Genomic DNA, 25,660 nt, shown 5'->3' with positions numbered 1-25,660 from the left:
TTGTGCCTCTTCCTGATCCAGCTATCGCATACGCTTGCCTGTCCGCTCCCGCTCAATTCGGCTTCTTAACGGACGACACTTTAGTGACGAAGCGTCGTTGACGGTCGCCCACCCCGGGAGCGCATCGAGGTAATTGAGTTCGTCACGGATCACGGGGTCGAGCGCTTCCGGGAGCAGATGTCTGAGAAGACGCCACTCCACTGATGATTTCTCGTCCTCTTGGTCTTCGGCGCCGTGACGGCGCAGATGGTCACCGACCCTGGTGGCAAGCAGATCTGCCATCGATGTATTCGTAATGAGCTGGATCAGCAGATTGGTGTAGGGCGCGAGCGTTCCAGAATGCAGGTAAGTGTTAAGCATTGCGCGAATGTTCGGGTGACCGCTCGCATAATTGCGTTCCTTGCCATTGGCCGTCGCGACGATCGAGAAAGCTGCGGCGACGAGCAGGCTCTGTGGGCGCTCAAGTTCACACAGTGGCGCAAAGTGATCCCAAGGCGCCAACGCCTCGAACCAAGGACGACGCCTTCGTTCGATCTCCGCCAAGAGGGGTGGCGCGATCCGGTCTTCGTGAAACGGAAGCTTCGACCTTGGGATCGACAGTTCGTCAAAGCGGACGAGCTTTGGCGCATCGAAGCCCTCCTCGTTCCGTAGATAGCAGGTCAACACGAGTGTTTTCTGCTCCTTGGACGCCGCGATTGCCGTGGGGTCGAGGACGAAGGCATTGCCACGATGCCGACGGATCACATCGCGAAAACTCTGTTGAATGTCGGCAGACGTGTCCATGCCGAACAGAATCCAGAGCAGCGGAATCCCTTCATACTCATAGTGCTTGCAGCGCGCCGAAATCTCCGTCTGGAAGGTGCCCGACAGCTGAAATTCAATTGCGAAAGCACCGTAGCCGGCCCATTCGACATAGATATCGGGGTAGCGGCCATGCTCGTTCTCTGTCGGCGGCAGATATTCGGCAATCATGTGCCTCGTATGGCGTCCATCGAGAGCGACAAGCTCTGCAATCTGCTCGCACATCAGACGGTGAAAATTTGATTCTTGGCGCCCCTGATACTGCGCGGCACGGACGTCGTCGGGCATGGCGTTACGCCCATGGTGCCAGGGACAGTCCGGATCGCTCCCGCTATAGTGCGCGAACAACGGACGGCTCGTTCCGCCTAAGCGTGCTGTTCGGATGTAGACCTCGCCCTCGCAGGCCATGCAGCGTGCAATAAGCCCGTCTTTGCCGTGACGCCGGTCCGTGATGCGGTCGCGCAGCAGACCCCATCTGTCTTCTGGCATAGCGAGCAGGTCTCGGGCCGTGATCGGTCCGATGCCTTCAAGCACGGCGGCTTCGATGATTCGTTGGGGCTTCCGCACCATCCGACCAATTACCCTATAGCCAATTTGCGCTGATCCAGACCATGGGCTCAGCAAGGATCTTTGACTGAGATGTCAAGCGTGAAAGCCTCGCGAACTGACGACAACGCAACATGTGCGTCGTCAAGGATGATGTCTCCGACCTTGGCGACCTGTTGCCCCCACCCGCGTACGCTGAACTTACTCCGACCATTGAATAGCGTGTTGTTGGCATCCACGAGCATGCCTTTGCAGTTGTGAAACTCGGCAGGCAGCGGGTGATCCTTTGCATATGGTGGAGCTGGGATCCCATGTTCCTTGCTTTCGACGAAACCTGCTCGACCAATTGTTGCGTTGGGATAGAGCCCTGGCTCTCGCGCCTAGCTCAGCGCCAACTGCGCCATCAGCACAGCCACAAGCGTTTGGCTAACTCCAAGCGCTCCGGCGACTGCGACCCCTAAGCCGTACTCGGCGCGCGCTTCGACCGGGGAGCTGCTCTGCCACATTTTGGCTTGGAGCCGGCGAATCAGCCTTTTTCTCATTGCATAATTTTGGCTCATCGCGCATATTTGCGCAACCTAAACGCATACGGTCCGCTATTGGTGCAACATTTCTCCGTCATCCAGTCCCTTTGCCGCCTAGGGCTCAAAGCTCAAGACCCGGCTTTTCGCCAGCAGGTCGAGCGGTTGCACGAGCGGCTGGTCAAGGCCGGCGATACCAAGGATGCCGAGACGTTGGCGCGGCTGCTCAATGCCGCGACGACCGCCACAGTCATGCAACCGACCAAGGTTGAGCTATCGCGCTTCCACATCACCGGCGAGCCGCTGACGCCGCAGGTGCACCCGCCCGTCGATCGCGAAACATCGCAGGCCCTGTGTCGCATCGTGCTCAAACCGTCAGAGATTGCCCGACATCCTGTCTTGAGCGAGCGCAGCAGCAAGGCGGTTTCCGACCTCTTAGCCGAATGGAAAACGTTCGAGCGCTTGAATGCGCTCGGCGTGCCCCCCGGCCGGTCGCTGCTGATTTTCGGACCGCCGGGCTCCGGTAAGACCTTGACCGCTTTTCACATCGCAGCCGCGCTCGGCCTGCCGGTGATCGACGCGCGTATCGATGGGCTGATCAGTTCGTTCCTCGGCACCACGGCCCGCAACATCGCGAACCTGTTCGCCTTCGCCAATCGCTACCGCTGCGTGCTGCTCCTCGACGAATTCGATGCCATCGCAAAGCTCCGTGACGACCCGCAAGAGGTCGGAGAGATCAAGCGCGTCGTCAACAGCCTTCTGCAAAGCCTCGATGCACGTGCCGATATCGGCATCACCATCGCCATCACCAACCATCACCGGCTGCTCGACACCGCTGTCTGGCGACGCTTCGACACGCAGGTGCAGCTAGGCTTGCCCGACGAGGAGGCGCGCGCCGAGATGCTGGCGCAGTTCCTGAAGCCTCTCGCCGTCAATGAGGCCTTCGTGCAGCTCATGACCTATGTTGCGGACGGCGCCTCGGGCGCCGATCTGAAACGCTACGCCAACGCCATCAAGCGACAGATTGCATTGCGGGGCGAGGAAGCTTCGCCAACCCATCAGTTCAAGGCGTTGTGCGAGGTGCTCGCTCGCGAGCCGTCGATGCGCGTCCATCCGCGCGCCCAGCTGATGATTGATGACATCGAGGCGTTCGTCGCTTCTGCGATGCATGATCCGGCATTCGCGGTGAAGCAGAAGCCGCTTGCTTCGCTCATCGACGTCAACCAGGCAACCGTCAGCCGCTGGCTTGCGCGCGCAGCGCCTTCGGAGGCGCGTCGTGCCCAATAATCCCGTCCAGTTTGTCACTAACGGTGAAGACTATATCCAGGATCGCGATCCCGGCCGCAAAGGCGCGGAGAAGGATTTTTTCGAGGATCGCGATGCGGACTTCCGAGCGCACCAGGATGCACTTGTGCAGACGTTGGAGACGATCAATCAGGCCATCACGCGCGCCGGCTATGGCCCCGCGACCTATGTGCGCGTGACCTTGCGCGAAGCCGCACTTGCAAAATCCTACCGCCCGAACTCCGCGCTGTTCACGCCCGACCGTTTTCCGTGCGTCGGCGCTGGCGCAATCGGTGAAATCTTTTTCTTCCTGCCGCAGGTGCAGTTTCCCGAACTCGCCGCCCGCATCCGCAGGGCCGAGGCCACGGTCCCCGTCAACACGTCCCGCACCGGACGCGTCTACCGCACGACCACGCGCTTGCGCTCCGAAGTCGGCGCGATCGAAAGCATCGAAATCCTGCCCGCGACTGATAAGCGCCTGTTCTCGGCTGCCGAGGCCGTGCAGGCCTTCGTCGATCCCAGCGCATTTCCCGGCTATCAGGTCGAGCTATTCGAGGTTCCGCCTCTTAATGCGATCGAAACCGACCGCTGGGGACGGCGGCAGCTCTTCGAGAGCCTGTTCAAGCTGCTCACCTCGCTCGGCAATGGGACACGCAGCTATTTGCTCCCCGCTGTCGGCCGCACTCCGATGCTGGAAGTGCAACTGACGCGCTCGCCTGACGAGCCCGCGCTGCTCGACCTCAGCCAGCTCGTAACGACCAGTGCTGATTTGCCGACAACGGTGCCGGAGGTCGATACCTCCCTTGATCGCCACGAAGCCGCGCTCGATCGCCTCGCCAGTCATCCGCTGGTGCGCAGGATCGATCCGCCCGTGCGCCTCACATTGGATCAGGCGCTTCGCCCGACCGAAGCGCGCGCTTTCGCTCTGCCCGCTCCAGCCGCAGGCAGCAGCTACCCCAAGATCGGCATAATCGACAGCGGCGTCGGCGCGGCCTTCGCCGCCTGGACACTCGGACGCTTCGATCACCTGACGGCTGACCAAGTCGACACCGCACACGGCAGCAATGTCGCTGGCATCGTCGTCGCCGGGCAGGCCGCCAACGGACCAGCTATCGCGCCCGAACGCGACGGCTGTCAGGTCTACGATATCGCGCTCTTTCCCAAGCTGCCCTTCAATTCTGTCTACAGCGGCGGCTTCAGCGATTTCCTCGAAGAAGTCGAGCAAGGCATTCGCGAGGCCAAGGACGAACACGGCATCCGCGTCTTCAACATGTCGATCAACACCTGGAACGCCGTCCAGCGTCATAGCTATTCGACACTCGCCGCCCGCCTCGATGCGATCGCGGATCGACTTGGCGTGCTCATCGTCAATTCGGCCGGAAATCTGAAACCTGCCGACGCCCGAACGCCGTGGCAGAACACGCCACGGGACAATCTCGCTTATTTTGCTGCCCGCACATCGCCCGACACGATCTGTCAGCCGACGGAATCGGTGCGCGGTCTCTCCATCGGCGCTCTCAATTGTCCGGGCGGGCCGCAAATCGCCGATACGCCCGCCCGCTACAGTCGCCGCGGTCCGGGTCTGCAAGTCGGCATCAAACCCGACCTCGTTCATTACGGCGGTAGTGGCGCACTCGCCGCAGGGCATCCGACCGGGCTCGTATCAAGCAAGGCCGACGGGGCAGCAATGCATGTCTGCGGCACATCCTTCGCAGCCCCGCTCATTGCGCGCACGCTCGCCGAACTCGACCTCTCGACCTCGCATTTTCTGACGCCGCGAACCTTGCGAGCGCTGGCCATTCATCATGCGGATACGCCAGAGCCGATGACGAAGCGTGGACTGAAAGACCTTGCGCGCCAACTTACCGGCTTCGGTCGCCCGCCATCAGCCGCCGAGATGCTGGAAACGCCGGATCATCGCATCACCATGGTCTTCGAAGGCAGCTTGCCCAAGGGCGCCGATCGTCCGCAGATCATGCGGTACGAATTCGCGTGGCCGGCAGCCCTCGTCGACGCCGCGACGCAGGCCTGTTCGGGACGCGTCCGCATGACGCTCGTCTATGATCCGCCGCTCGATCCTGCCTTCGGTGCCGAGTTCGCGCGCGTCAATCTCGATGCCGCGCTCAAGCAGCAGCAGCCCATCCCGCGCAAGGATGGCCAGCCGTCTTTCTCGGACCAAACAACGATGCTCGGATTGCCCCAGACCAGCGGCCTGCCTGTGCGCGAACGCGCTTTGATCGATCACGGCCTCAAATGGTGGCCGACCAAAAAATACGTGGCCAATCTCGACGGCAAGGGCACTAGCGCGAACTGGCGTCTAGAAATCTCGAGCCTGACTCGCGCCGAAGCAACCTATCCCACTGAGGGCGTTCCGTTCGCACTGATCCTGACGCTGGAAGACGAAAGCGCCACGAAGCCGATTTTCCAGACGTTCCGCCAATATCTGCAAACCCGTGCCACGGCCGTCTCCGACATCCAGGTCGCGCACCGTGTGCGCCAACGCGCCTAAAGACCTGACGAGACCACAATGGCTGACTACGACTTTCACCAGCTCTCGCCAGACGACCTCGAGATCCTCGCGCGCGACCTGCTGCAAGCGCATTGGGGTGTCACGATCGAAAGCTTCAAGACCGGCAAGGACGGCGGAATCGATCTGCGATATGCCGCCGGCACCGGCAAGATCATCGTTCAAGTGAAGCACTTCGTCCGAACCGGACTTGCGGGTCTGATGAGGGAGTTGGCCAAAGAAGCCGCGAAGGTCCGCCGCCTTAAACCAACCCGCTACGTTCTGGTCACGTCGGTTCCGCTATCGGCTGTCAATAAGGATGCCATCGTCTCGCTCATTGGAGCCGAGGTGCTGAAGCCGAGCGACGTTATCGGCCAGGAAGGTCTGAACAATCTGCTCGGTCAGCACCCCGAGATCGAAGGCAAACACTTTAAGCTTTGGCTCGCCAGCCGCGCCGTTCTCGACCGCGTCCTGCACAACGCCGCAGTCACGCGAAGCGAATTCAAGGCCCGTCAGGTTCACGACGAGGCCCGACGCTACGTTCAAAGCGGTGCGTATCCACAAGCCCAGAAGATGCTCAATGAGCAGCGCGTCGTCGTCGTGGCAGGGCCGCCCGGCGTCGGCAAAACCACACTGGCCAATCTTCTGCTCTACGAACACCTCGCGCGCGGCTTCCAGGCCGTGGTGATCCAGCGCGACATTGAAGAAGGGCTCTCCCTCTTTCAGCCCGGCACGCCACAGATTTTCTATTTTGATGACTTTATGGGAGCGACCTTCCTCGGCGACAGGTCGTCCGCGCTCACGGGCACCAGCGACAAAGCCCTCCTCGAATTCATCGCGATGGTGCGCTCGACGCCGACGGCGAGAATGGTTCTCACGACGCGCGAGCACATCTACTCGCTTGCGATGGATAAGTCGGAGCGGTTGCGCCACTCCGACATCGACGATCTGCGTGTCTACCTGCGTATGCCAAACTACTCCTTCGCGCAGAGGGCCCGCATCCTCTACAATCATTTGTATTTCAGCGACCTGCCGGCCGAATATCAGGATGAACTTCTTCGGGGCGACTATTACCTTCGCATCATCAAGCACGAGAAATTCAATCCGCGTTTGATCGAATGGTTGTCCAGCTTCCGCCGATTGCGCAGCGTTGCCGTCCGCGACTATCGGACCTTCATCGACAATTTGCTGCGTGATCCTTCCGAAATCTGGCGTCATGCCTATGAACAGGAAGTCACCGACGCCGGACGGTCAATGTTGCTGGTTCTCTTCTCCATGGGCGGCAAGGCAGCGGGGGTCGCGCTGAAGCCGGCCTTCATCAGACTGCACGAGCACCGCGCCCGGCGTTATGGGTTCGCGACCCGACCTGAGGACTTCAGGTCGGCGCTGCGAGAGATAGCAGGCACCTTCATCAAGCCGTTCGGCACCCATGGTGTTGAGGTCATCGACCCGTCCGTTCTCGACCTCTTGAACGCAATTGTCCGTCGAACCCCGGAGAATGCGATCGACGTGGTGGCCGCAGCTCACAATTTCGATCAGATCGAACATGTGTGGACCTTTGCGAAAGCGCAGAGCAGCGGCGCCGTCCTGGACGCTTTTCGGCACAACGACGGCCCGATTGCCGCCTCGCTCGCGCAGCGCATGACCGAAGGCCGCCGCATTGACATGGGTAAGGGCGCGGTCGGCTACCGAGGTCCGACATTCGAACGGCGATTGACGGTCGTCATCGACATGGCAGATCGGCTTGGGTCGTCCTCGATCGCGTCCCTCATCGCGCCGCTTTTCGCGCGTCTCCAACAAGAATGGATCACCGAGCGGCCCGACATCAATGACGGCGTTGACACGCTTCGCGCGCTCGATGGCGCGCGCTCTGTCGATCCCGTCACTTTGGATGCCATGACGGCCGCGATCAAAGCCGCTTTGCTCGAAGATGTTCAAGATGGGTGTCGCTCTGACGAGTTGCGCGAGCTGATCGTGTGATCGACACCTCCGACGCCGATGCCGATGCCGCGCTTTCGCCAGCCCGCGCGGCATTCGACGCATATTGCGCAGGAACGTTTCAGGACGAGCTGCGCGAATGCCGCTCGCGTGAACAATTCGACGGTCTCGTTGAGGATCTTGAGCTCTTCCGCGACCAGCTCGGGGTTGATGTGTCTTCGCTACTGACACGAGTGGAAGAGGCGAAAGGCGAATTCGAGGAGCATGAGGACGCCTATGCCGACCACATGCAGGACGAATATAAGGAGCGATGGCGTGACGAACGCGCCAGCGAGCGGAGCGTGTCCGACATGTTCGGCTCCCTTCGCGGGGATCGGAGCTGAAGCCGCGCAGCCCCGTTCAAGCAATAAAATTGGGCTGCGAATGGTGTTGACGAATAAGGTATGCGAATAAGGTACAAAGTAGTTTGAAGGGAATGACTTTACAGCCATTTGCCATCTTGAGCGTATTTCGGGATCGGTTGAAGGAATAACACCATCAAGCCATTTAAAACCATCTCCGCCGCGCAACTCGCGACCGCCTTCGATCTCAGGCCAAACCTGGTGGCGTGGTTCCTCGGCGCTGGTGCATCGGCCGCCTCCGGCATTCCGACAGGCTATGCCATGATCCAGGATTTCAAGGCGCAAATCTTCTGTCGTGAGAACAACCTGTCGAAGCGTGAGATCGATACGGGAGATCCAATCTGGATCGAGCGAATCGACGCCTTCTTCCGACGAACCTCGCTGTTGCCGCCTGACGGTGACCCGACGGAATATGCGAAAGCCTTCGAAGCGGTCTATCCGGAGCCCCGCCATCGCAGGCAATACATCGACGATGCGATTTCTCGGGGCACGCCAAGCTTCGGACACAAGGTGCTTGGAAGCCTGATGGCGGCCGGCAAAATCAACTGCGTTTTCACAACGAATTTCGATCCGCTCATCGAGGAGTCGGCGCTTTCGGCAAATGCAATTCTCCCAAACGACGACCAAAACCGCCCCACGGTGGCGGCTATCGATTCCGCCGACCGCGCCATGCGGTGTCTCAATGAATCCGATTGGCCGTTGGTCGCGAAGCTCCACGGCGATTATCAATCGATCGCAATCAAGAATACTGGATCGGAATTGGAGAACCAGGACGCCCGTATGCGGCATGTGCTCGTAGAAGCTGGTAAACGGTTCGGATTGATCTTCGTCGGGTATAGCGGACGCGACGCCTCGATCATGGAGGCCTTGAACACGGTTCTTGACGCGCCGTCGCCATTTCCCAACGGATTGTATTGGCTCACTTCGTCAGCTTCGCGCTTGCTGCCCGCTGTCACTGAATTCCTACGCCGGGCGCAGACGGCCGGTGTGGACGTGGCAACTGTCGAGTGTGCAACCTTTGATGAACTTGCGGCCGAAATTATCAAGACGACCGATCTTCCCCAACCACTCTTCGATCGAGTGATGGAAGCGCGCCCGACACCGCGCCTGGTGGCGGTGCAATTGCCGACCATCGACGCCCGGGCCTTTCCAGTCCTGCGCTATTCCTCGCTACTAATCGAAAACATGCCGCGTACTGCCCGTCGTGTGAAACTCGCACAGCATACGACCTCGCCTGTCGTCCGGGAGATATTGAAGGAGAAAGGCGTCAAAGCGATAGTTGCGGCGCAGGGGCGAGAACTGGCCGTTTTTGGCAGGGATCAAGACATGCTCGATGCGCTTGAGCCGCTTGGAGCAACGCTAGGCGGCGAAGTCGAGCTCGATCCGATCGCCGACAGTTGGGCCATGGGTCTTTTATATGACGCGCTGGTCAGAGGTTTGGCGCGCCGCCTTCCGCTAATTCCGCGCTACAAGCGCGCCGGACATTCCGTCGTCATAGTGTCACCACGCGAGGGAGACGATCCTGAACGAGCGCGCCGGAATGCACAGCTGCTGTCCAACCTTCGAAACGCCTACAAGAGCGACCTCACGGGCATTGTTCCCGGTCTCGGTTTTTCATTTCAGGAAGGTCTTTTCTTGAAGCTAGAACTCGTCAATGGGCGATGGTGGTGCGGTTTCGAGCCCTACACCTTCGTCCATATTCCGCGGCCAGAAATCCCCCAGCATGGCAATCCAGATCATACGGAATTCCCCGACGCGGATCCTATGGGTGCGCGTCCTGACCGGGGTGGCGATACGGCAGGCGACTGGCGCCGGGAACGCTGGGCACAGCGGTACAACAGGAACTGGGCGAGTATCATTTCGGAGTGGGCACAGCTGCTCAGCAACACCAGCGGCGGGACGAAGCGCGCATTTGGGCTGGACGATGGAACCGGAATCGATGCCGTGTTCGAGGTCTCATCTATCACGGGCTGGAGCCGCCCCGGCCATCACCACGTCTATTTCGATAGGACTACGTGATGAGCAGTCCAGCCCTTTTAACAAAGCTTCCTCCGTTCACGCTGCTGGACGAGCCGGACCTGTGCTTTTCGCCCTCTGATGCAACGCATGTCGATGTTCATCCGCTTCGCGGGCTTGCGAATTTCGGACCCTATTCGAAGGGGGCGTTCGGCAGCTTCACTTCGCGCATCATGATCGCAACCGTGGGCCCGGACAGCGCCTTCAAGCGACGTGGTGAGTTGATGTTGTCGCTGCGCAACGCGCATCGCCCGACCGACAGGTCCGAATATGTCCCGCACTATCCAGGGTTCGAGCGACTGTTCCATGTCGTGCTCGACGCGGCACCGCGCGACGCTCACATCAAATGGCCCGAGCATCTGCACGAACTGCCCGGTGAGGGCGATGCTCAAGCGAGGCTCTTTCTCGCAATGGAGGCCGCGCTTCGGCGTCTCGATTTGGTTCGCAATGAATTTGACGTTGTACTTGTCCACTTTCCGGACAGCTGGAACACGGCCACACGCGGTAAATGTTTTGACGCCCATGACTCGCTCAAGGCACTAGGCGCTAAGTATAATATTCCGACGCAGGTATTGAACGACCGGGCGTTTACATTCACGCACAAAGCGTCACTTGCATGGCGATTGGCAACCGCACTTTACGTTAAGGCCGCCGGCACCCCGTGGAAACTAGCTCCGTTGAAAGGCGTGCCTCCAGACACAGCCTATATCGGGCTTGCTTACGCTCTCCGCGGCGACCAGCGGGACGCGCATTATGTGACGTGTTGCTCGCAGGTGTTCGACATGGACGGCGGCGGCATGCAATTCGTGGCCTTCGAAGCTCAAGACCCTGTTGCCGATGTCATCGAAGCGCGCAGAAATCCGTTTCTCAGCCGCGACGATATGCGCGCCGTTCTCGCTCGTAGCCTATCACTTTACCAAGGGCGTAATGGAGGCAATCTGCCTAAGCGGATGGTCATACACAAAACTACGGCCTTCAAGGACAGCGAGATCGAAGGCGCGTTCGATGCGCTGGCTGGCGTCGCGGAGATCGAGTGCGTCGAGGTCAGTTCGGCATCCTGCTGGCGTGGCGTCTGGCTGATTGAGACGGGCGTACAACGAGCACCGAGCAAGCCGTCGGGCTACCCGGTGCCTCGCGGAACGATGGTCATTCGTTCCGGCAATTCTGCACTGGTCTGGGTTGCCGGCAATGCGCCAGAGGTCTCGACCAAGGGCGATTATTATCAGGGTAAGAAGAGCATCCCGCGACCGCTACAGTTGATCCGTCATGCGGGCAGAGGGCCGCTTGAATTGACGGCTCACGAGGCGCTGGCATTGACCAAGATGGATTGGAATAATGACGCTCTCTACGACCCGGTGCCAGTCAGCATCCGATACTCGCAACGGCTCGCGCGAACGATCGCGAACGTCCCGGACTTACCGCGCAACGTCTATCCGTATCGCCTGTTCATGTAAGCGTCGAAGTCACCAAACGCTCGTCTGCGGGCTCCAACAAAAGCAATCAACGGTGCTGTTTACTACACCTAGCAACCCCTTCCAGCGGCGAGATCGTGCATAAGCAAATAAATGGCACGGCAGCAATGAAATCTATGGAGCCGATGCCAGATGAGCGAAGATATCGAAAATCAAGAAAGTAATTCTGCCGACATCTCTCTCGAACACTTCTTTCGGCAAAACGGATTAGGTTTTGGTGGCGGAGACATATTCTGCATCGGCGGCGGATCAATAATCTCGCGTGTCGGTAAGATTATTCCTCTTCTTCTCTCGTTTTACGATGAGCATAAAAAGTCGCCATTGAGCCAGATCATTGTGATCGCACCCCCCGGGTCTGGTCGGCGGTTAGAACATTTGAAGGCGCAGCTGGATGCCGGAATTGAGAAGGGCGAACTACGTCCGCCCGAAGCCAACCATCCTGACCAACGATTTCGATTTGTCGAACTGTCCGACTTGCGATCTCAGTCAGTTATAGATGCGCTCCAGGAAGTTCCGGAGAAATGCGCGATCATTGTCTTTGATGCCGCTGAATTTAGAAACCAGAAAGTCGAAGCGGTATCTGCCGGAACAAGCCTAGCGGAGGATTTTTGGGTTCCGCAGGTTCAATCTCTGTGTTCGGATTTGCTTACGATAGCGACGAGTATGAGTTGCTACATCGTGCTCGATACGGGCGAGCTCGTCCCGAGACGATCAGCTAACATCGAACTCTTGAAATCGCTCGACAATGTTGGCCTCCTTGCTGGCGAAATGCCCGATAGCACGGAATCGGTCCTCGGCGACAACATCGCTAGGTGGGATCAGCTCATTGCAGAAGGGCGTATCGGTGTGGTCATCCGCGATATTGAAGCGTTCGATTTGAGCCAGGAAGAAAAGGCCTTCCAGCGCGTTCAAGTGTTTCATCGAGGCGGCTTGCATGGCAAAGCTCTCGAAGAGATCGAGAAATACCCCATCACTGCCACTGATTCATTCGTGCTGGCGAAGTTGGCTCGCATTGCAGCTGACGCTGGGGCGATCTTATTAGCTGCCAAATTCCTGGAGCCTGCGATCAATGGTCTCAACAACGTGGAAGGGCTTGCCCTTGCAGTCGATACGGCCGCCAAAATCTCGGAGCCGGATCTTGAAGCACAAGCGGCCGCTCGTCTTGAAACATTATTCCCGGAACACGCGATCCTAGTGGAGCGGGCCTGGAGGCAGCTTGGCCGTGCAGGAGACTATGATGGTCTTGCCGCTTTGGCGACGAGCCAAGGCAACGCGCGAACGAGCGATCTTTTTACCGCACTTTCCGCATTGCTGCCCAAACAAGGAATTCCTGACTATGCCGCGATCGAAGCGGGTTTGTCGAAACGCTTCGAAGACCGAGTCCAGCACATCAATGCTATCCTGACACGCGATGCGCGGCTGCGCCGCTTGCCGATCCACGCACTGGATATTGCAACGCGTCGACCGATTGTGTCGGCAATCACCGCGCGATCGGTTATTGACGTGGTTGAAGAGTTGGCGCTCGATCGTGACGAAAAAGGCCAGCTTCGGGTTTCAGCTGAAGAACTCAAGTCCCCGATTGCCCGCGTCATCGAATATCTAGCGAGCAATACGACCGACACGCATACCCGCACGCGTTTGCTTCATGTTTTGTCGCTCGACGTCACCGGCACTCTAGGCATAGCTTTGGTCGCAGCTATAGTGCTCGATTTCCTAGGACGGCCGCTCGATCTGATCGATGACGACGATGAGCAAGGCTTTTCTGCTGAAGAGTTCTCGACAAAAATTGGCGCACTCAAGCAGGTTTTCCGATGGCTATCCGAACAATCGCCGATCTCTCTCGACCGTATCGTGCTGCCAAAAGAGTTGCTAACTGAGCCGGCGGATAAGCTGGCACCCGCGGTCATGCGGATGATTCAACATACAAGCGGTCAGATTCAAGACGATGCTGACGTCAATCAAATGATGATGTGGGTGGGCCTTGGCATCGGGATTAACGTCCACACAGCGTCGCAAAGTCACGACCTTCCGATGATCCGCGTCGCGGCCGGCGCTTATGCAACGGCTGGGCGCGTTCAACTTGCGCGAGACATGGCCGAGCAAGCACTGAGGTTGGGTCAAAACACCTCAGCCCGGATGCGAATGAGCTGGTTTGCCGTAGCCGATATCTACCAACGGTTGGGAAACAAACTTGAAAGCTTGATCGCGTTCGCGTGCGCCGTCGCCGGCGATACAACTGTGACTAGCGAGGAGGCGTGGCACGAGATCAACGGGTTGGTACGTCTGTTGAGAGACATTGGTTTGATACCGACGGCCCGGCAGATTCACGCCAAGGGAGGTGAAGTTTTAGAGCGCATGGGATTGGCCAAGGCTAATGCGCATCGCCATGAGTTTATGTCGTTGTCTTTGGATGTGACAGAAGCAATAAGGAAGCCCGACGATCTTGAGGCGAGACTTCCTAGCCTTCTAGACCGGGCGGCACAGGCTGGCCAACAAGCTATCGACCGCTTTGATGTCGTCGATCCAGCAACGATCTTACTGGGACAATTGATAGCTTGGTCGCGGTTAGCGAACGTGGAGATCTCGAAATCTGTTGTCGGTTTATTCGAGAAGCTTTTGCCGAAGGCAAGTCAACCCGTCGCAGCGATAGCCCTTAGTCTTTCATCGAACCAACCTGATGCAAACGGCATCCTAAAGATCCATCGAAATATCGAAAGCGCACGCTATGCGGACGACAGTGGCTTCGATGCGCGTTCTACTGCAATCGCGGCACATCGTCTGTTAGCCACGGACGCGGCGATAGAGGATGTGGTCATATCGACATTCGCCGTGGAAATGCTCGCCGACAGAGCGATCCCGGCGCCAGGTTGGCAAATCACGTCCAAGCCACTTCCCGGACTGGAGAAGATCGAGGATGCAGGGGATATCGCGAGAGGCCTCTCTCAGGAAGGTATATCGGTTGTCTTGTTAGGAACTGATACCGAGCAACGTTTGACGCGTATCGACTGGGTTGATGGGCATGAGAGCGTTACGAAGGAAGCGAGCGATGTTTTCTCCGTCAGTGATTATCGTGATTGGACCAGTGAGTTTCCTTTTCGCTACGGGATCGACGAAAGGACAGTCAATCTATTTTACAACACTACCGATCGTCTGCGCGTTACTGACATGCCAGACGGCCCCGTCGTCGTGGTTGCCGATGCAGAGTTGCAACAACTGCCCAGTAATATCATTCGGATAGGTGACGACTTTGCGGGCCAGAAACGACCGATGGCTTCTGCGCCTTCGCTTTCTTGGCTCAAGGCCGCGCGTGCAAATCCACCCGCTACAAACGGTCGAATGGTCGCCTGGATTTCTCAAGAAGATAGGCTTGGCGAGACCTTCGTTGCAATCGCGGCGCGAATAAGCGAGGCGCTAGAGAAACACGGGATCGGACTTGATACCGGGCCAGTCATTCCAAGCAATCTCGCAGAATCCGAGCTTGTCATAGTCACCGCCCACGGAGGACTTGGTCTTGATGGACGTTTTTTCCAGAGGGTCAGCGATGAAGGTCGCCTTGTCACGACCGGCCGGGAACTTGCAGCGTCACTCCGTAATGTCGGTGTTGTCGTTCTCTTCGTTTGCAGTGGTGGGCGGGCGGATAAGGTGCCCGACGCTGTCACCACGACAGGACTGGCGAAGGCCATTCTCGATCAGGGTTGTTCAGCGGTCGTGGCATCGCCTTGGCCATTGGATTCTGTTGTTACCTACCAGTGGCTGCCAACATTCCTTGATAACTGGATGACCGGTATGACTTTGATTGAAGCAAACTTCCTAGCAAACCAACATGTTGCAAAGGCACTCGGTGCTGAGCCAGCTAAGGCCTTGGCCATGCACGTGTATGGTGATCCTCTGAGGCTTCATCGCAGTAAGTCAAAGGAAGTCGGATGATTTATCTGTGTGGTTGATTTTCGGCTCGATGGCGAGAACGCTACCGCCCGCGCGCCAATACAATACGATTCCAGAAGAGAAGAATGCGCTTCGGCGCTCATAGCGCGGAATGGCCATTTTGCTGATAGCCTGGAAGCGTAGCAGGCCGGTAGGACGACGCACGCGCCGCCCAGCTCGCCTTCGGTGCGGCTGTAAATGCCGTCCACTATCTTGAACTCATCGGTTCCGAAATCTGCGTCCAGCAACGGCTTCGCTGGTCGACGCCGCTCAAACTGCCGGCGGAATGGCCGGGAGATGAGCCTGAGCCTTTAGCTCGGCCTGATCAAGTAGTAGGCTAACGTTGCTTTTCACGAACGCTTTGGCAAGAGATCCAGATATCCCGTGTCACCGATGGAAGCGAGGTAATTGATCGCCTCTATGATGAGGTTTGTGATCTCGGGCGCATTCACCGCGAGGCCGTTGACGAAGATGGCCCGCATGCTGGCTCCCTGCGTCATATACGTCCACGCGTCGGCATGCTTGCATTTGATGAGGGCAGCAAGCGCACGCGCCGCACGATCCGGGAGCTTGGGCGAGGCCTTCGCCAGCCGGTCGAGAACACTGTAAGGATCGCTTGGTGCAAAGCCGGCCTCAGCCGCGGCGGCAATTTGGCTGATAAGCCATTCATCGGAGATGCCCTTCCTGAAAACGAATTGTCCGAGCGCGCCGATTTCCTCGCGGAAGCTGTCGGGTGTAGATGACGCTTTGGCCGCGGCAAGGCGCCTTTCCCAGTACGACACCGCACGCGCGCGAAGCGGCTCGGGCAAATTCTTCGGCGGCAGTTCGAACTGCCCGCCCAGAAACCACATGGCGTGCTGAAGCGCACGCGAAGGCGCCGTATTCCAGAAGCGCTCAAACAACGCGTCGGGCAAGGCATCGCCAATGTAGAGAATGACAAGATACTCGGCGAGCCGGTCGTCAACATGCCGCTGGTCGCGGGCGTAGCCAGGATCGTTTAGCGCATCAATCTCGGTCTCGTAGCAGCGCTGCATCGCGCAAGCGAGGACACTCACCGGGCCATTGTCGGCGCTAAGATGCGCATGCCATGCCGCGTCGCTTAGCGTACGCGACTTCTCCGGAAAAAGCGTTTCGAGGTGACGCTTGAGCCAGTCTTCATCGAAAAAGAAGAGCCATTGGAGAAACCGCCCGAGAATGGCGCGTGGAATGCGGCCATCGGCCGACATATCGGCCAGCTCTGCTTCCAGGACCCGCCTAACTGCCGGCAGCTTCTCAATCATGCCGCGCGGCGGTTTGCCGATAGCGGCTTCATCGACCTTGCTCATCCAGAACAGGAAGTACATGAGGAGCTGCACGGCAGCGCCGCGTGACGTCGATCGCGCGCCGTGATGCGGGAACTGGCGATAGCCCTCTTCGAAGTCATCGGAATCCGGTTTGCGCGGCGCGCTGCGGTAAAGCGCCAGAATGAGACTTTGAACACGCGACGCGTCGGCGGCGGCGATTCCCTCGTTGCCCCGCCCGAGGCCGGACGTAAGCACGTCGATGGCAGCCTTGCGGGCCCAGGACCAGTCGGGATCGTCGCCTTCCATGCCACTTGCGCCAGACCGGGAATCTGAATACGTGATCGCCTCAACGAGGTTGAGCACACCAGCCCACGCGATGCTGTTTCCATTGTTTGAAGCAAGTGAGAGTCCTTCAAGCAGCCGTCGCACATAGATTGGAGCCAGGCTGGCAAACGTTGCTGCATCTGTGGAATAGCGGAGCGGGTCGGCATTGACCGCCTCGCGCAGTTGCTGAGCAAGCGCGGTCGTCGTTTCGCGTTTTTCTTCCGCAGTTGGTCGCCATGTCTGAAGAAACGCCACGATCTCTTCGATCGGACGCGAAGAGAAATCAGGTGCAGTCAACGGGCTCACATCGGGCTCGTCAAACTTACGCAGCCATGCATCCGGGTCGCCAAGCTTTTCGGCGGCCAGCCGCCGCTCCTCGGGCACCACGTCGCGCCAATGCCAGATGATGTCCCTGACGATAGAGGCGTCGCGCGCATTCTGCTCTTCGGCCGTCGGCGGTCGCTTTTCGACTTCCTCGAAGCGCTTGTTCATTGGTTCACGGAAGCGCTCAGGTACAGCATCGACGAAAGCGAGCATATCCGATTGTATCTTGGGTGATAGCGATGGAAACCAACTGCGCGCGAGTTCCCCGTACTCCAGTCGCGCCCACGTGGCGTCGATGAGCTCCTTGTCCGCCAGAAGCGCTTGCGCGGTCTCTGGCGCCGAGCCGGGCCCGAACGAAAGCACGTGCAGTGCGATGCGGATGAAAAGTTTCCATCCATAGCCTTTGATGCAGGCTACCACATTGGCCGTGTTTGACGGCTCGATTTCGATCACAAGCTTGGCGGCACGGGTCAACTCACCGACGAGAGCATCGATGACGTCGTGCTTCACGCCGTGCCGTCACGCCGCCAGACAGGTAGTAACTGTAGTCGTGCGGGGGCTCGTTCGACACTTTACCTGACGCTCGGAGCGCTTGATCGAGCAGCCAAGCGAGCAAATGCACGGCTTCCAGTTTGCAAACGGGAGCAATGGCGCGGACGGTCTCGGGCAGAAAATGCTCGTACATGTGCCGGCTGAACAGCGTGGCGAGCCGGCCATTCTCGGAAAAAACCTGAAATAGCGCCTGCGCGATCCGTAGCGCCGCATCGCCCTGGCCGTCCGTTGCGAGATTGCGGATCAGATCGTGCGGGCTCTGCGCCATGATAAAGCGCGCCTTTGGCGTCAGCCACCCCTCGGCGACGTCAACGAGAGACGCGGCTTCAGCGGCAGGAAGGGCGGCCAGGATTTCCATACCCGCCAGTTGCACATCCGGATGGGTGGAACGTGCGACGCGTTTGAGCGCTTCAGCGACTTGCGCCCGGCCAGCATCGTCGGCTGTCTTGGCCATGCGAAGCAAGTAGCGGCCTGCCGGCCACTGGCGCAACGGGAGGCTGTTGCCGGAAGTCTCGTCTTCCTCGGACGAAGGCGCAGTCAGCAGATTTCGCTGCATGAGATGCGGGAGCCAGTCCGGCGTTTCGAGCTCGTTGAAGAAATGCCACAGCAACGGCAGCGCGCCCGGGATCTCCTTGGAAAAGCTGGTGACCGCAGCGCTTCGGTTCGGCATCGCCACCAGTTGGTCGATCCTGTGCATGAAGGCGGCATATTTTCCTTGGAGAGCAATCATCAGGCCGCGAAGCACCACATCGAACGGTGCCTGCCACGCGGCGCGAAAAGCGTCATCGACCGTCGTGGAGTGGTGCAGCGCGCGCCCCCCATGGGCCTGCCCGTGGGCTTGCGAGATGGATTTCCATGCCCGCGCGATATCGCCGTCCGGTGCGAGGTCGAGGCGCGTGACGATTTTCTCTATTTCTTCCTTGTGACTGAGGCGCGGCCTCAATTGGCTTGAGGCGCGCAGCACAAGGTCGTCTCCATATCCAAGCGTCCGCAGTGCCGTTTTTGCTGCCTCCAATTTCTTGAGCTCTTCTTCCGTCGGCTGAATAGCTACGTCCATCGGGACATCGAGCGTTTGCCGGAGGATGGATTCGAGCTCGCGCAGGGCGTGCGCGGCCAGCGGGGCAGAAACGCGCAAGGGCAAGCCGCCAGCCGCGAGCCGGCAGAAATCGACATAGCGGTCTGCGAATCGCTTGCCGAGAAGTCGTCGAACCAGGGCTGTCGTGTCCTGCTGCTCGCGCGAAAGATCTGCTGTTTGACTGGGATCGTCCATAAGGGCTCAAAAAGGCATCGGTCAGACAGCGGAGAATAGCGCTCGCGGGTCCGGAAGACTAATTTTCGAGGCTGCCTCTTGTTATTGCGGCCGATGGATAGCCCTTGGCTGCAAACCGGCCTGGGCTTGCGCATGACTGGTCACCCCATCGCAGCGGGTGCGCTGAGCCATGACCGCCACTGCCGATATCTGCCATTGACTCTAGGGCCGGGAAAGCGCGGGATTCTGGATGCGAATCAGTAGGCCCGCCGGCGTGCCGGGAGGAGTTTTTGCGTATGCGATTTCGCAACCTTGAGAAATATCAGACCGGGAAGACGGGCAGCACGCTTCAGCTAAGCATCCCGCTACCTCAAACGCCTGACGGTCGGGTCTATCGATACTCGCCCAATGAAAATGCGCATCCGCGCCATTTTGTGCTCGGGCAGCGGGTCGACGGCTTTCCGTTGCCTGAAAGCATGACGCCGAGGATGACGCACCAGCCAGGTATTCCGGAGACGGTCTGTCCTTACAGCGGCATTGTCGCAGAGGATGATGACTTTACTCACCCCGACGATCGCGCCGCTGCCTTAAAGCTGGTGGAGCACGCGTTTCATGCCGACGCTGCTGCGCAATTCCATGACATGTTTGCGGATATCGGAAGGAAATTTTCGAGCAGCAAATTCATCAAGGTCGAGACGGGGCCGCGGCCGGTCGCCAAACCCGTTCCGCGCTTCGCGCGCAGCGATCTTTTGCGCGAACTGGTTTGCGACGAGTGCGGACGGGACTATGGCGTATTCGCCATCTCGCTCTTCTGTCCCGATTGCGGCGCACCGAATATCCATCTCCACTTCGCCCGCGAGGCTGCGCTGGTCCGCGAGCAAGTGAAGCTGGCTGACAGCCTTGGCGAAGATCAGAGCGAATTAGCGTATCGATTGCTGGGCAACGCGCACGAGGATGTACTGACCGCTTTCGAGGCCACGCTGAAGACGATCTATCATCATAACGTGGCGACGCGTCCGGAAGGCTCGCCCGAGGTGAAGCCAGTCGGAAATGCCTTTCAGAACATCGAGCGCGGGCGGAAGCGTTTTGGTGAGTTTGCGTTCGATCCGTATGGCGCTCTGTCGCCGGACGAGTTGGCGGTACTGACGCTAAATATTCAGAAGCGTCATGTCATCGGGCATAATCTTGGCGTCGCGGATGCCGCCTTTGCCGAGCACGCGGCCGATGCCCGTGTGGGCGAGACGGTCCCGCTGGTCGGCGATGATATTCTTCAATTCGCGGAGATAGCCCAGATGGTCGTCAACGGCATCGATGGCTGGCTGGCGAATGGCGCGCAGCCGCCAGTCGAGAACGTGACGAGCAGTCCGGTGGTTGCGCTCGCGGCCAGGGAGTCTGCGCCGTTGAAAATTGGTGAACTCAGCCCGCTGGCTATCAAGATAGGCTTGTGGGCGTCTAAGGAATCTACGCATGGCTACAGCGATTTTGTACCTGAAGACGAGTTGATCGCCGCATTTCCGAACGTCACGATTGATGAACTTGGTTTTGCGGTCGCCGAGCTCGCAAGGGACGACTTCGTGAACACGACGTCGTACATCGGCCCGCGCCTCCCGCGCATCACCACGACTCCCAACCTGTACTTCACGTTCGATCCTTATGCACTTCAGACAGATCCGGCCGTCGATGCCGCGACGCTCGTGGATCTGGTAAAGGACAAGAAGGATTTCATCGGTGCGGCCGCGCTCCATGAAGAATCTGGATGGCCGCTCCGCCGCTTCAATCCCGCATTCGCCTATATCCTCACGCAGATCGACGACCAGCGCGTGTCGAAAACTAATGTCCCTGACTATCCGGCTTATGGGTTCGTCATGATGGACAGTGACCGCGTCGATCTGCATCGCTTTGCGTCGCGCATGCGCGGATAGGCAAATCGGTAGGCATAGACCCGGGTCAGCGCAAAAACGGCGGCCACTGCATCTCCCAGTGACCGCCCGCAACAAGGCCTAGAAGCGGCTCATCTGGCCGTTTACACCCAATACGCCCCCGCCGCGCTGCCCGCGCTTCTTGCGCTGTTCGGTCGCAACCGCAACTTTCAGCGTCTTCAGGGCTTCGGCGAGCTTGTCGAGCTCATCGAGGCTCACGGCGGGCAGGCGTTGCTTGAGGGCTTCAGTTCTTCAGTCATGGCGATTTTCTCCTTGCCATCCGGCGCAGCCAAAGCGACTGCGAACCAAATTAGTATCCGACGAAAAGAAATCGCCCCGTTCGGAAGTCTAATCATAAGATATTGATGTTATTTAGCTTTATGGGCTAAACGGGCGTTCGTCTATTACATCGCGCCAGCGCAGTTTGGACGATCCGGCGCTGCCGCGAGGCGCTTAGACGGTTTCGCGGAACACGTTCGCCCCGGCGGGGCGGGCACCAGATAATCCGCACAGGTTATGTTGTGACGACGGCAAGGGCGTCCCCGCGCGCCTCGGCGCGCGGTCAGGTCCTACGGCGCCGAAGGCGGAGCCCCGGACGGGTCTCCGCCCTGGCGGGTAACGGCCCTTGACGCAAGCCGTGGTAATGCAGCGCTCCGCGATCCTACGTACCTCACCCGCCAGACTAAACCGGAGTCGATTGCGCTACCGTCAGCACATGGCTGATATAGGCAAGGGCAAGTTGACGTGCGGCGGTATCGTTCAGCCCAGTGACATGCTTCCACCACGGCGTCGCACGATCGGCAAACAGCTCCTTTAGCTTCTCCAAATGCTCCGCGGTCAGTGGTTGATCCGGCACGCCGCCGCAGTTTGCCCAGGCGAAGTTCAGGCTGTCGCGGATCACTCTGTCACGCTCGGCTGCTTGGTGCGCTTCCAATGCTGGTCCGAACACAGCGCCGAAGGCTTCTTGCCGCTTTTCCGCGTCGTCCCGCTCGTAGTTATAGATCGCCTGGACATCCGCGACGTCGAAGTCGAGGCGAACCTCAACTTTGAGGGTCTCGCTGGTGCGGGGATCTAACGCGTAGACGGATGTCCGGCGGTCCCCGGAATAGTTGCGACCGAGGCAGACGACGGCGCGATGGATGCCGAAGTATTCTACGTAGCCAAGAATCAAACCTGTCTCTGGATTAGCATCAATCGCAACGCAGTGTAGGGGTGTCCCCGGTAGCCGGCCACTCACCAAATCATCGGCGTAATAATATCCGAAGCAAGGCTCCGCATCGGCTTGGCGTAGATAAGACAAGGCATCGCGGCATAGATCGATAGGAAGATGGGCGTTGTGGGCCAGCGCCAAGGCACTTTTGACGAGAGACCTGCCAGACAATGGGCCCCCAAAGTCCAGATCAATGCGCATCACACCATTCGCGTATGATTGTCGGGTCTCGGCGCCGGCCAAGGCCGCTTCGACGTCCAACTTCGGATATTTGCGCTTTATCCCATTCAGAACATCGCGCGCTTGGGCGACCGACCCCGCCTTCACCTGGATACTCTCACCGCTCGGGGTCAGCGTGCGATTGATCTCCGGCCGAGCCATTTCCAGCTGACCGCCGGCATTCAGCAGGAGGTTCTCACCGGCAGTGGTGATGACCGCCATGCGCAAAGTGCGTCCGCGTTGACGCTTTACGCCGAAATGGAGAGCCAGAGGCCGAAGCTGCTTCTCAAGCGCCGCATCCCAAGTGTGACCTGAGCGGTTATTGCAGTCACCGTGCAGGAATGCGCGAACTGTTTGGCGCCCGCCGATCGCGCCGGGAAGAACGTGCTCCTCGGAGTCGTTGTCAGGCTCAATGTCCCGGCCGCAAATGGCGCAGATGGGTTGCACTCGCTCTCCAATACGCAAACGACGTTCGGGCATGGAGCTTGCAAACGTACCTGCCTGCTCTCACCTTGGTGCGCTCTCCGCCTAAAGTGACGCGCACATCGTCACACAGCGGCTCCGACCTCACCAAAAAAACAGCCCCCGGGTCTGTCTACGCCGTCCACGCGCGCCCCGGGCGGGGCAAAGGCGCGCGACGGCCGGCTCCGAAAAAACAGCCCCGAATTCGGGACGCTTTCCAATCAAACACAGCGGAAGCAACACGCAGAATCCATAGGGCGAACGAGATTAACAAAACGGACGTACAATCTACAAGAAAGCTCGTGATAAAGGATTAGCGCACGCGAGGGCGTAGTCGCTCCAAAAATTACATCGCAATTTCAATTACATATGTGTTCGCACTTTTATTCACTCCGGCGCGCCAGTAAAATCAAGCGCTTAGTTGATTTCTGATCTTCTTCCTCTCCGGCCAGGTAAGCACCGGGTAAGCAGCAGGATTGCCATCGTGATACGCGGAAGCTTTTTGCTCGCGGTTGTAAGCGCGTCCATTACTTGCACTCAAGCATTCGCATGGCACGGCACCAACGCAACCACCGGATCGAGCGTGGAAATCGAACGAGGCCAACTTGTTCGATCCGTCGAACGATCGAGGTGTACGACAGCGAGCGGGCTACAAGGAGTACGATGTGGACAGCATTCGACGGTCCGGCCGATCCGTTGAGATCGAGGCCACGGATACCGAGACTGGAGAAAGCACCACTCTCGAAATGGACGGAGACTAGTTTTTGTAGTCTTCCGGCCGCTCCAGGGCTTTTCTACAGGGCGGCACCCACACCAATCGTGGAGGGTGCTTGGCCCTTTTCTCCCAAACAAGCCAAGCATAGCCTGTCGCGGTGGAAGCCTTTCGGTCGAGCCTACCCTTTACCATCGGAACGCGCTCAGTGAATTGGGCGAACTTGTTCGGGGGCGTTTGCTCAAAAATCTCACGGTAGCGCCCCACGCTCTCGATAAACACCGTTCGCGCCAGGATGGCCACACCATGTCGGGCCCCGATTAGTGCTCGCTTAATGAAATCCTCTGCGAGCCTGAACGGAGGGTTGGTGATGACCCAATCGACAGAGCCCGCCTCCAAGGGAGACGTCAGGAAGTCGGCAACAGAGCCATAGCCGTACGGATGGACATCCGAGGCCTTCACCTTTCCGAAGTACTCTTTGAGTGTTCGAGCCATATGACCGGCGCCACACGCCGGCTCCAAGCAAGTCAATTTTCGGAATGGACCTACGTCGCCAATCACATGCTCCATGAGAGCGCGAGTTGCCCAAGGTGGTGTTGGGAAGTTGTCAAGACTGTCTGCTGCTTCGATCCGCTGAGCCATCACGGCGTGCGACGTATTCTGCATTTTGCCCCTCAGATCCGCTCAAGCAGCTCATGAAGCTTCTGGCGGAAGTAAACATTTGCAGTCTCAACCAGATCGTACACAGCGAAGCCGAAGTGATTGTTAAGCTCGGCCCCAATCAACGAATACGGACGAGGCAGCGACCGAATCCCGTAATAGAAGATAACACGGGCTTCTGCTTTCACGGGATTTAACTTGAAGGTCTCCCCATAGCTCTTGAGAAGCATCTGTGTAACCGTGAGGTCGCGGCGGATCGATCGGATTTTCCCAGCATCGAACGCGCCATTTCCGCGCTTGATCTCATAGGCGCGAAGCGTCTTGTCTGCGTCGTCGAATGCTATCATGTCGACCTGCAGCGTGCGGACCGCCTCGCCATATGGAAGGGTTGTGGACGAGTACGCTTCGTCAGTCTGCTGCCCACCGATCTGATCAGCAGCACGGGAGACCTTGAAAGCGTCCTCCCTCCAAACCTGATGTCGATTGCTTTCCCGAAGACTCTCTCGGATAGGGAGCGGGACGCTCGGCATACGGATGCTGATGCTAGCCAAGGGCTCCGCGCACACTGCCGCAGGCAACGCTAAAGACGCGGTGCGGCTGATGCAAAGAAGTTAGAAGAGAAGGAGTAAGTAAACTAGACAAGCAAACTGACCGCCTTCAGGCGGTTTTTTGCTGCCCATGAGCGGCGCTGATGCAGCAGGAGGCGTGCTGCTTGGTTCCCGCCCCGTTCGGTGCCCCGCAACTTTTTGTACTTAGGCTGTAGGGGGCGCCTAACGTGGTTTTCCGCCGGAACCCACTGGGCCGGATGGTTACTGCTTGCAGTGTCGCATATGGGAACCGATCGGGGCATGCTTCGATTAAAGTCCCGTCGTCGAATTCTGCCGGGTTTGGTCAAGATTCCGATTTAGCGCTGGTCGAAGGCGTCGCGTGCTGGAACAGCACAGTTTTAAGTCCTGCGATGATCAAATTTTTCAACGTCTCACAATCGTTCGGCGACAGGTGGGAAGCTGGCGCGAAGTCTTGCACTGCTAGGGACAGCGGCGCGCAATTCGTCATCAGTCGGGCAGTCATCGGTCGACCTCAATGCGATCGCTTACAGCTTGTCAAAGTGGATGCAATTCGACCTTCGATGTATCGGTTGAGGGTTACTTCAGCACGGGCGAACGGACGATGCGATCGGATCGCTACCTTAATTCCGCTGCGGATGTGATCCTGCGACCTTAGAGATCGATCGCCATCGCTCGATCACTCTAGCAACTGAGCAAAGAATTTCCCGCTCGTCCTGCTCGCTCGCCCCCGCTGTTTTTGAAAGCGCTGCAAGCGAGCGTAAACCGCTT

General features: G+C 58.7%; 16 protein-coding genes. 9 read left to right on the top strand and 7 right to left on the bottom strand.

Annotation, left to right across the window (positions count from 1 at the left end):
- Nucleotides 1-21: 21 nt before the first annotated feature.
- Nucleotides 22-1,371, bottom strand: a complete 1,350-nt coding sequence (locus tag AC0L21_RS35120; RefSeq protein WP_473266350.1) for a competence protein CoiA family protein — start codon at nucleotides 1,369-1,371, stop codon at nucleotides 22-24.
- Nucleotides 1,372-1,859: 488 nt separating this feature from the next.
- On the opposite strand from AC0L21_RS35120, the gene AC0L21_RS35115 reads away from it, so the two are divergent.
- The 7 genes from AC0L21_RS35115 to AC0L21_RS35085 all read left to right on the top strand — a co-directional run bounded on the left by AC0L21_RS35115 (nucleotide 1,860) and on the right by AC0L21_RS35085 (nucleotide 15,412).
- Nucleotides 1,860-3,155: an AAA family ATPase gene (locus AC0L21_RS35115; RefSeq protein ID WP_473266348.1), complete on the top strand. Its 1,296-nt coding sequence runs from the start codon at nucleotides 1,860-1,862 to the stop codon at nucleotides 3,153-3,155.
- Nucleotides 3,145-5,661, top strand: coding sequence for a S8 family peptidase (locus AC0L21_RS35110; RefSeq protein WP_473266345.1), 2,517 nt, complete (start codon nucleotides 3,145-3,147; stop codon nucleotides 5,659-5,661). Before AC0L21_RS35115 ends, AC0L21_RS35110 begins: the two co-directional genes overlap by 11 nt.
- Nucleotides 5,662-5,679: 18 nt before the next feature.
- On the top strand, nucleotides 5,680-7,638 hold the full coding sequence (locus AC0L21_RS35105; protein ID WP_473266343.1) for an nSTAND3 domain-containing NTPase: 1,959 nt from the start codon (nucleotides 5,680-5,682) through the stop codon (nucleotides 7,636-7,638).
- Complete coding sequence (locus tag AC0L21_RS35100; protein WP_473266340.1) at nucleotides 7,635-7,979, top strand: hypothetical protein; 345 nt, start codon at nucleotides 7,635-7,637, stop codon at nucleotides 7,977-7,979. The genes AC0L21_RS35105 and AC0L21_RS35100 overlap by 4 nt, the downstream gene beginning before the upstream one ends.
- Nucleotides 7,980-8,258: 279 nt before the next feature.
- Nucleotides 8,259-10,016 carry an SIR2 family protein gene (locus tag AC0L21_RS35095; protein WP_473266338.1) on the top strand — a complete coding sequence of 586 codons (1,758 nt, stop codon included), beginning with the start codon at nucleotides 8,259-8,261 and terminating at the stop codon, nucleotides 10,014-10,016.
- Nucleotides 10,016-11,467, top strand: a complete 1,452-nt coding sequence (locus AC0L21_RS35090) for an argonaute/piwi family protein (RefSeq protein ID WP_473266335.1) — start codon at nucleotides 10,016-10,018, stop codon at nucleotides 11,465-11,467. Before AC0L21_RS35095 ends, AC0L21_RS35090 begins: the two co-directional genes overlap by 1 nt.
- Nucleotides 11,468-11,617: 150 nt before the next feature.
- Nucleotides 11,618-15,412: a CHAT domain-containing protein gene (locus AC0L21_RS35085; RefSeq protein ID WP_473266332.1), complete on the top strand. Its 3,795-nt coding sequence runs from the start codon at nucleotides 11,618-11,620 to the stop codon at nucleotides 15,410-15,412.
- A gap of 347 nt (nucleotides 15,413-15,759) precedes the next feature.
- Here AC0L21_RS35085 and AC0L21_RS35080 read toward each other — a convergent pair whose 3' ends face one another.
- Both AC0L21_RS35080 and AC0L21_RS35075 read right to left on the bottom strand, forming a co-directional pair.
- A complete protein-coding gene (locus tag AC0L21_RS35080; protein ID WP_473266329.1) occupies nucleotides 15,760-17,850 on the bottom strand; it encodes a hypothetical protein in 2,091 nt (696 codons plus the stop codon).
- Complete coding sequence (locus AC0L21_RS35075) at nucleotides 17,816-19,162, bottom strand: hypothetical protein (RefSeq protein ID WP_473266326.1); 1,347 nt, start codon at nucleotides 19,160-19,162, stop codon at nucleotides 17,816-17,818. The genes AC0L21_RS35080 and AC0L21_RS35075 overlap by 35 nt, the downstream gene beginning before the upstream one ends.
- A gap of 275 nt (nucleotides 19,163-19,437) precedes the next feature.
- Here AC0L21_RS35075 and AC0L21_RS35070 point away from each other — a divergent pair, with 275 nt between their 5' ends.
- A complete protein-coding gene (locus AC0L21_RS35070) occupies nucleotides 19,438-21,063 on the top strand; it encodes a hypothetical protein (RefSeq protein ID WP_473266324.1) in 1,626 nt (541 codons plus the stop codon).
- 78 nt (nucleotides 21,064-21,141) lie between these two features.
- Here AC0L21_RS35070 and AC0L21_RS35065 read toward each other — a convergent pair whose 3' ends face one another.
- Complete coding sequence (locus AC0L21_RS35065; protein WP_473266322.1) at nucleotides 21,142-21,279, bottom strand: hypothetical protein; 138 nt, start codon at nucleotides 21,277-21,279, stop codon at nucleotides 21,142-21,144.
- A gap of 463 nt (nucleotides 21,280-21,742) precedes the next feature.
- Complete coding sequence (locus AC0L21_RS35060; RefSeq protein ID WP_473266320.1) at nucleotides 21,743-22,936, bottom strand: HNH endonuclease; 1,194 nt, start codon at nucleotides 22,934-22,936, stop codon at nucleotides 21,743-21,745.
- A gap of 680 nt (nucleotides 22,937-23,616) precedes the next feature.
- On the opposite strand from AC0L21_RS35060, the gene AC0L21_RS35055 reads away from it, so the two are divergent.
- Nucleotides 23,617-23,712 carry a DUF5334 family protein gene (locus tag AC0L21_RS35055; RefSeq protein ID WP_473266353.1) on the top strand — a complete coding sequence of 32 codons (96 nt, stop codon included), beginning with the start codon at nucleotides 23,617-23,619 and terminating at the stop codon, nucleotides 23,710-23,712.
- On the opposite strand, the gene AC0L21_RS35050 is transcribed toward AC0L21_RS35055, so the two are convergent.
- Both AC0L21_RS35050 and AC0L21_RS35045 read right to left on the bottom strand, forming a co-directional pair.
- The gene (locus tag AC0L21_RS35050) at nucleotides 23,709-24,329 is read right to left on the bottom strand and encodes a class I SAM-dependent methyltransferase (protein WP_473266318.1); all 621 of its coding nucleotides are present in this window, start codon (nucleotides 24,327-24,329) and stop codon (nucleotides 23,709-23,711) included. The two genes, AC0L21_RS35055 and AC0L21_RS35050, sit on opposite strands and share 4 nt — an antisense overlap.
- An 8-nt stretch (nucleotides 24,330-24,337) precedes the next feature.
- Entirely contained in the window at nucleotides 24,338-24,874 is a 537-nt protein-coding gene (locus AC0L21_RS35045; protein ID WP_473266316.1) for a hypothetical protein, read from the bottom strand.
- Between the last annotated feature and the right edge of the window lie 786 nt (nucleotides 24,875-25,660).

The organism is Bradyrhizobium sp. WSM4873 (assembly GCF_055811355.1).
This window is presented reverse-complemented; position numbering and strand designations above follow the sequence as displayed.

Bases quoted from the DNA above. Each gene is read 5' to 3' on its own strand.
- AC0L21_RS35120 (WP_473266350.1), bottom strand. From the start codon at position 1,371: ATGGTGCGGAAGCCCCAACGAATCATCGAAGCCGCCGTGCTTGAAGGC.
- AC0L21_RS35095 (WP_473266338.1), top strand. From the start codon at position 8,259: ATGATCCAGGATTTCAAGGCGCAAATCTTCTGTCGTGAGAACAACCTG.
- AC0L21_RS35075 (WP_473266326.1), bottom strand. From the start codon at position 19,162: ATGGACGATCCCAGTCAAACAGCAGATCTTTCGCGCGAGCAGCAGGAC.
- AC0L21_RS35070 (WP_473266324.1), top strand. From the start codon at position 19,438: ATGCGATTTCGCAACCTTGAGAAATATCAGACCGGGAAGACGGGCAGC.
- AC0L21_RS35105 (WP_473266343.1), top strand. From the start codon at position 5,680: ATGGCTGACTACGACTTTCACCAGCTCTCGCCAGACGACCTCGAGATC.
- AC0L21_RS35090 (WP_473266335.1), top strand. From the start codon at position 10,016: ATGAGCAGTCCAGCCCTTTTAACAAAGCTTCCTCCGTTCACGCTGCTG.
- AC0L21_RS35050 (WP_473266318.1), bottom strand. From the start codon at position 24,329: ATGCAGAATACGTCGCACGCCGTGATGGCTCAGCGGATCGAAGCAGCA.
- AC0L21_RS35085 (WP_473266332.1), top strand. From the start codon at position 11,618: ATGAGCGAAGATATCGAAAATCAAGAAAGTAATTCTGCCGACATCTCT.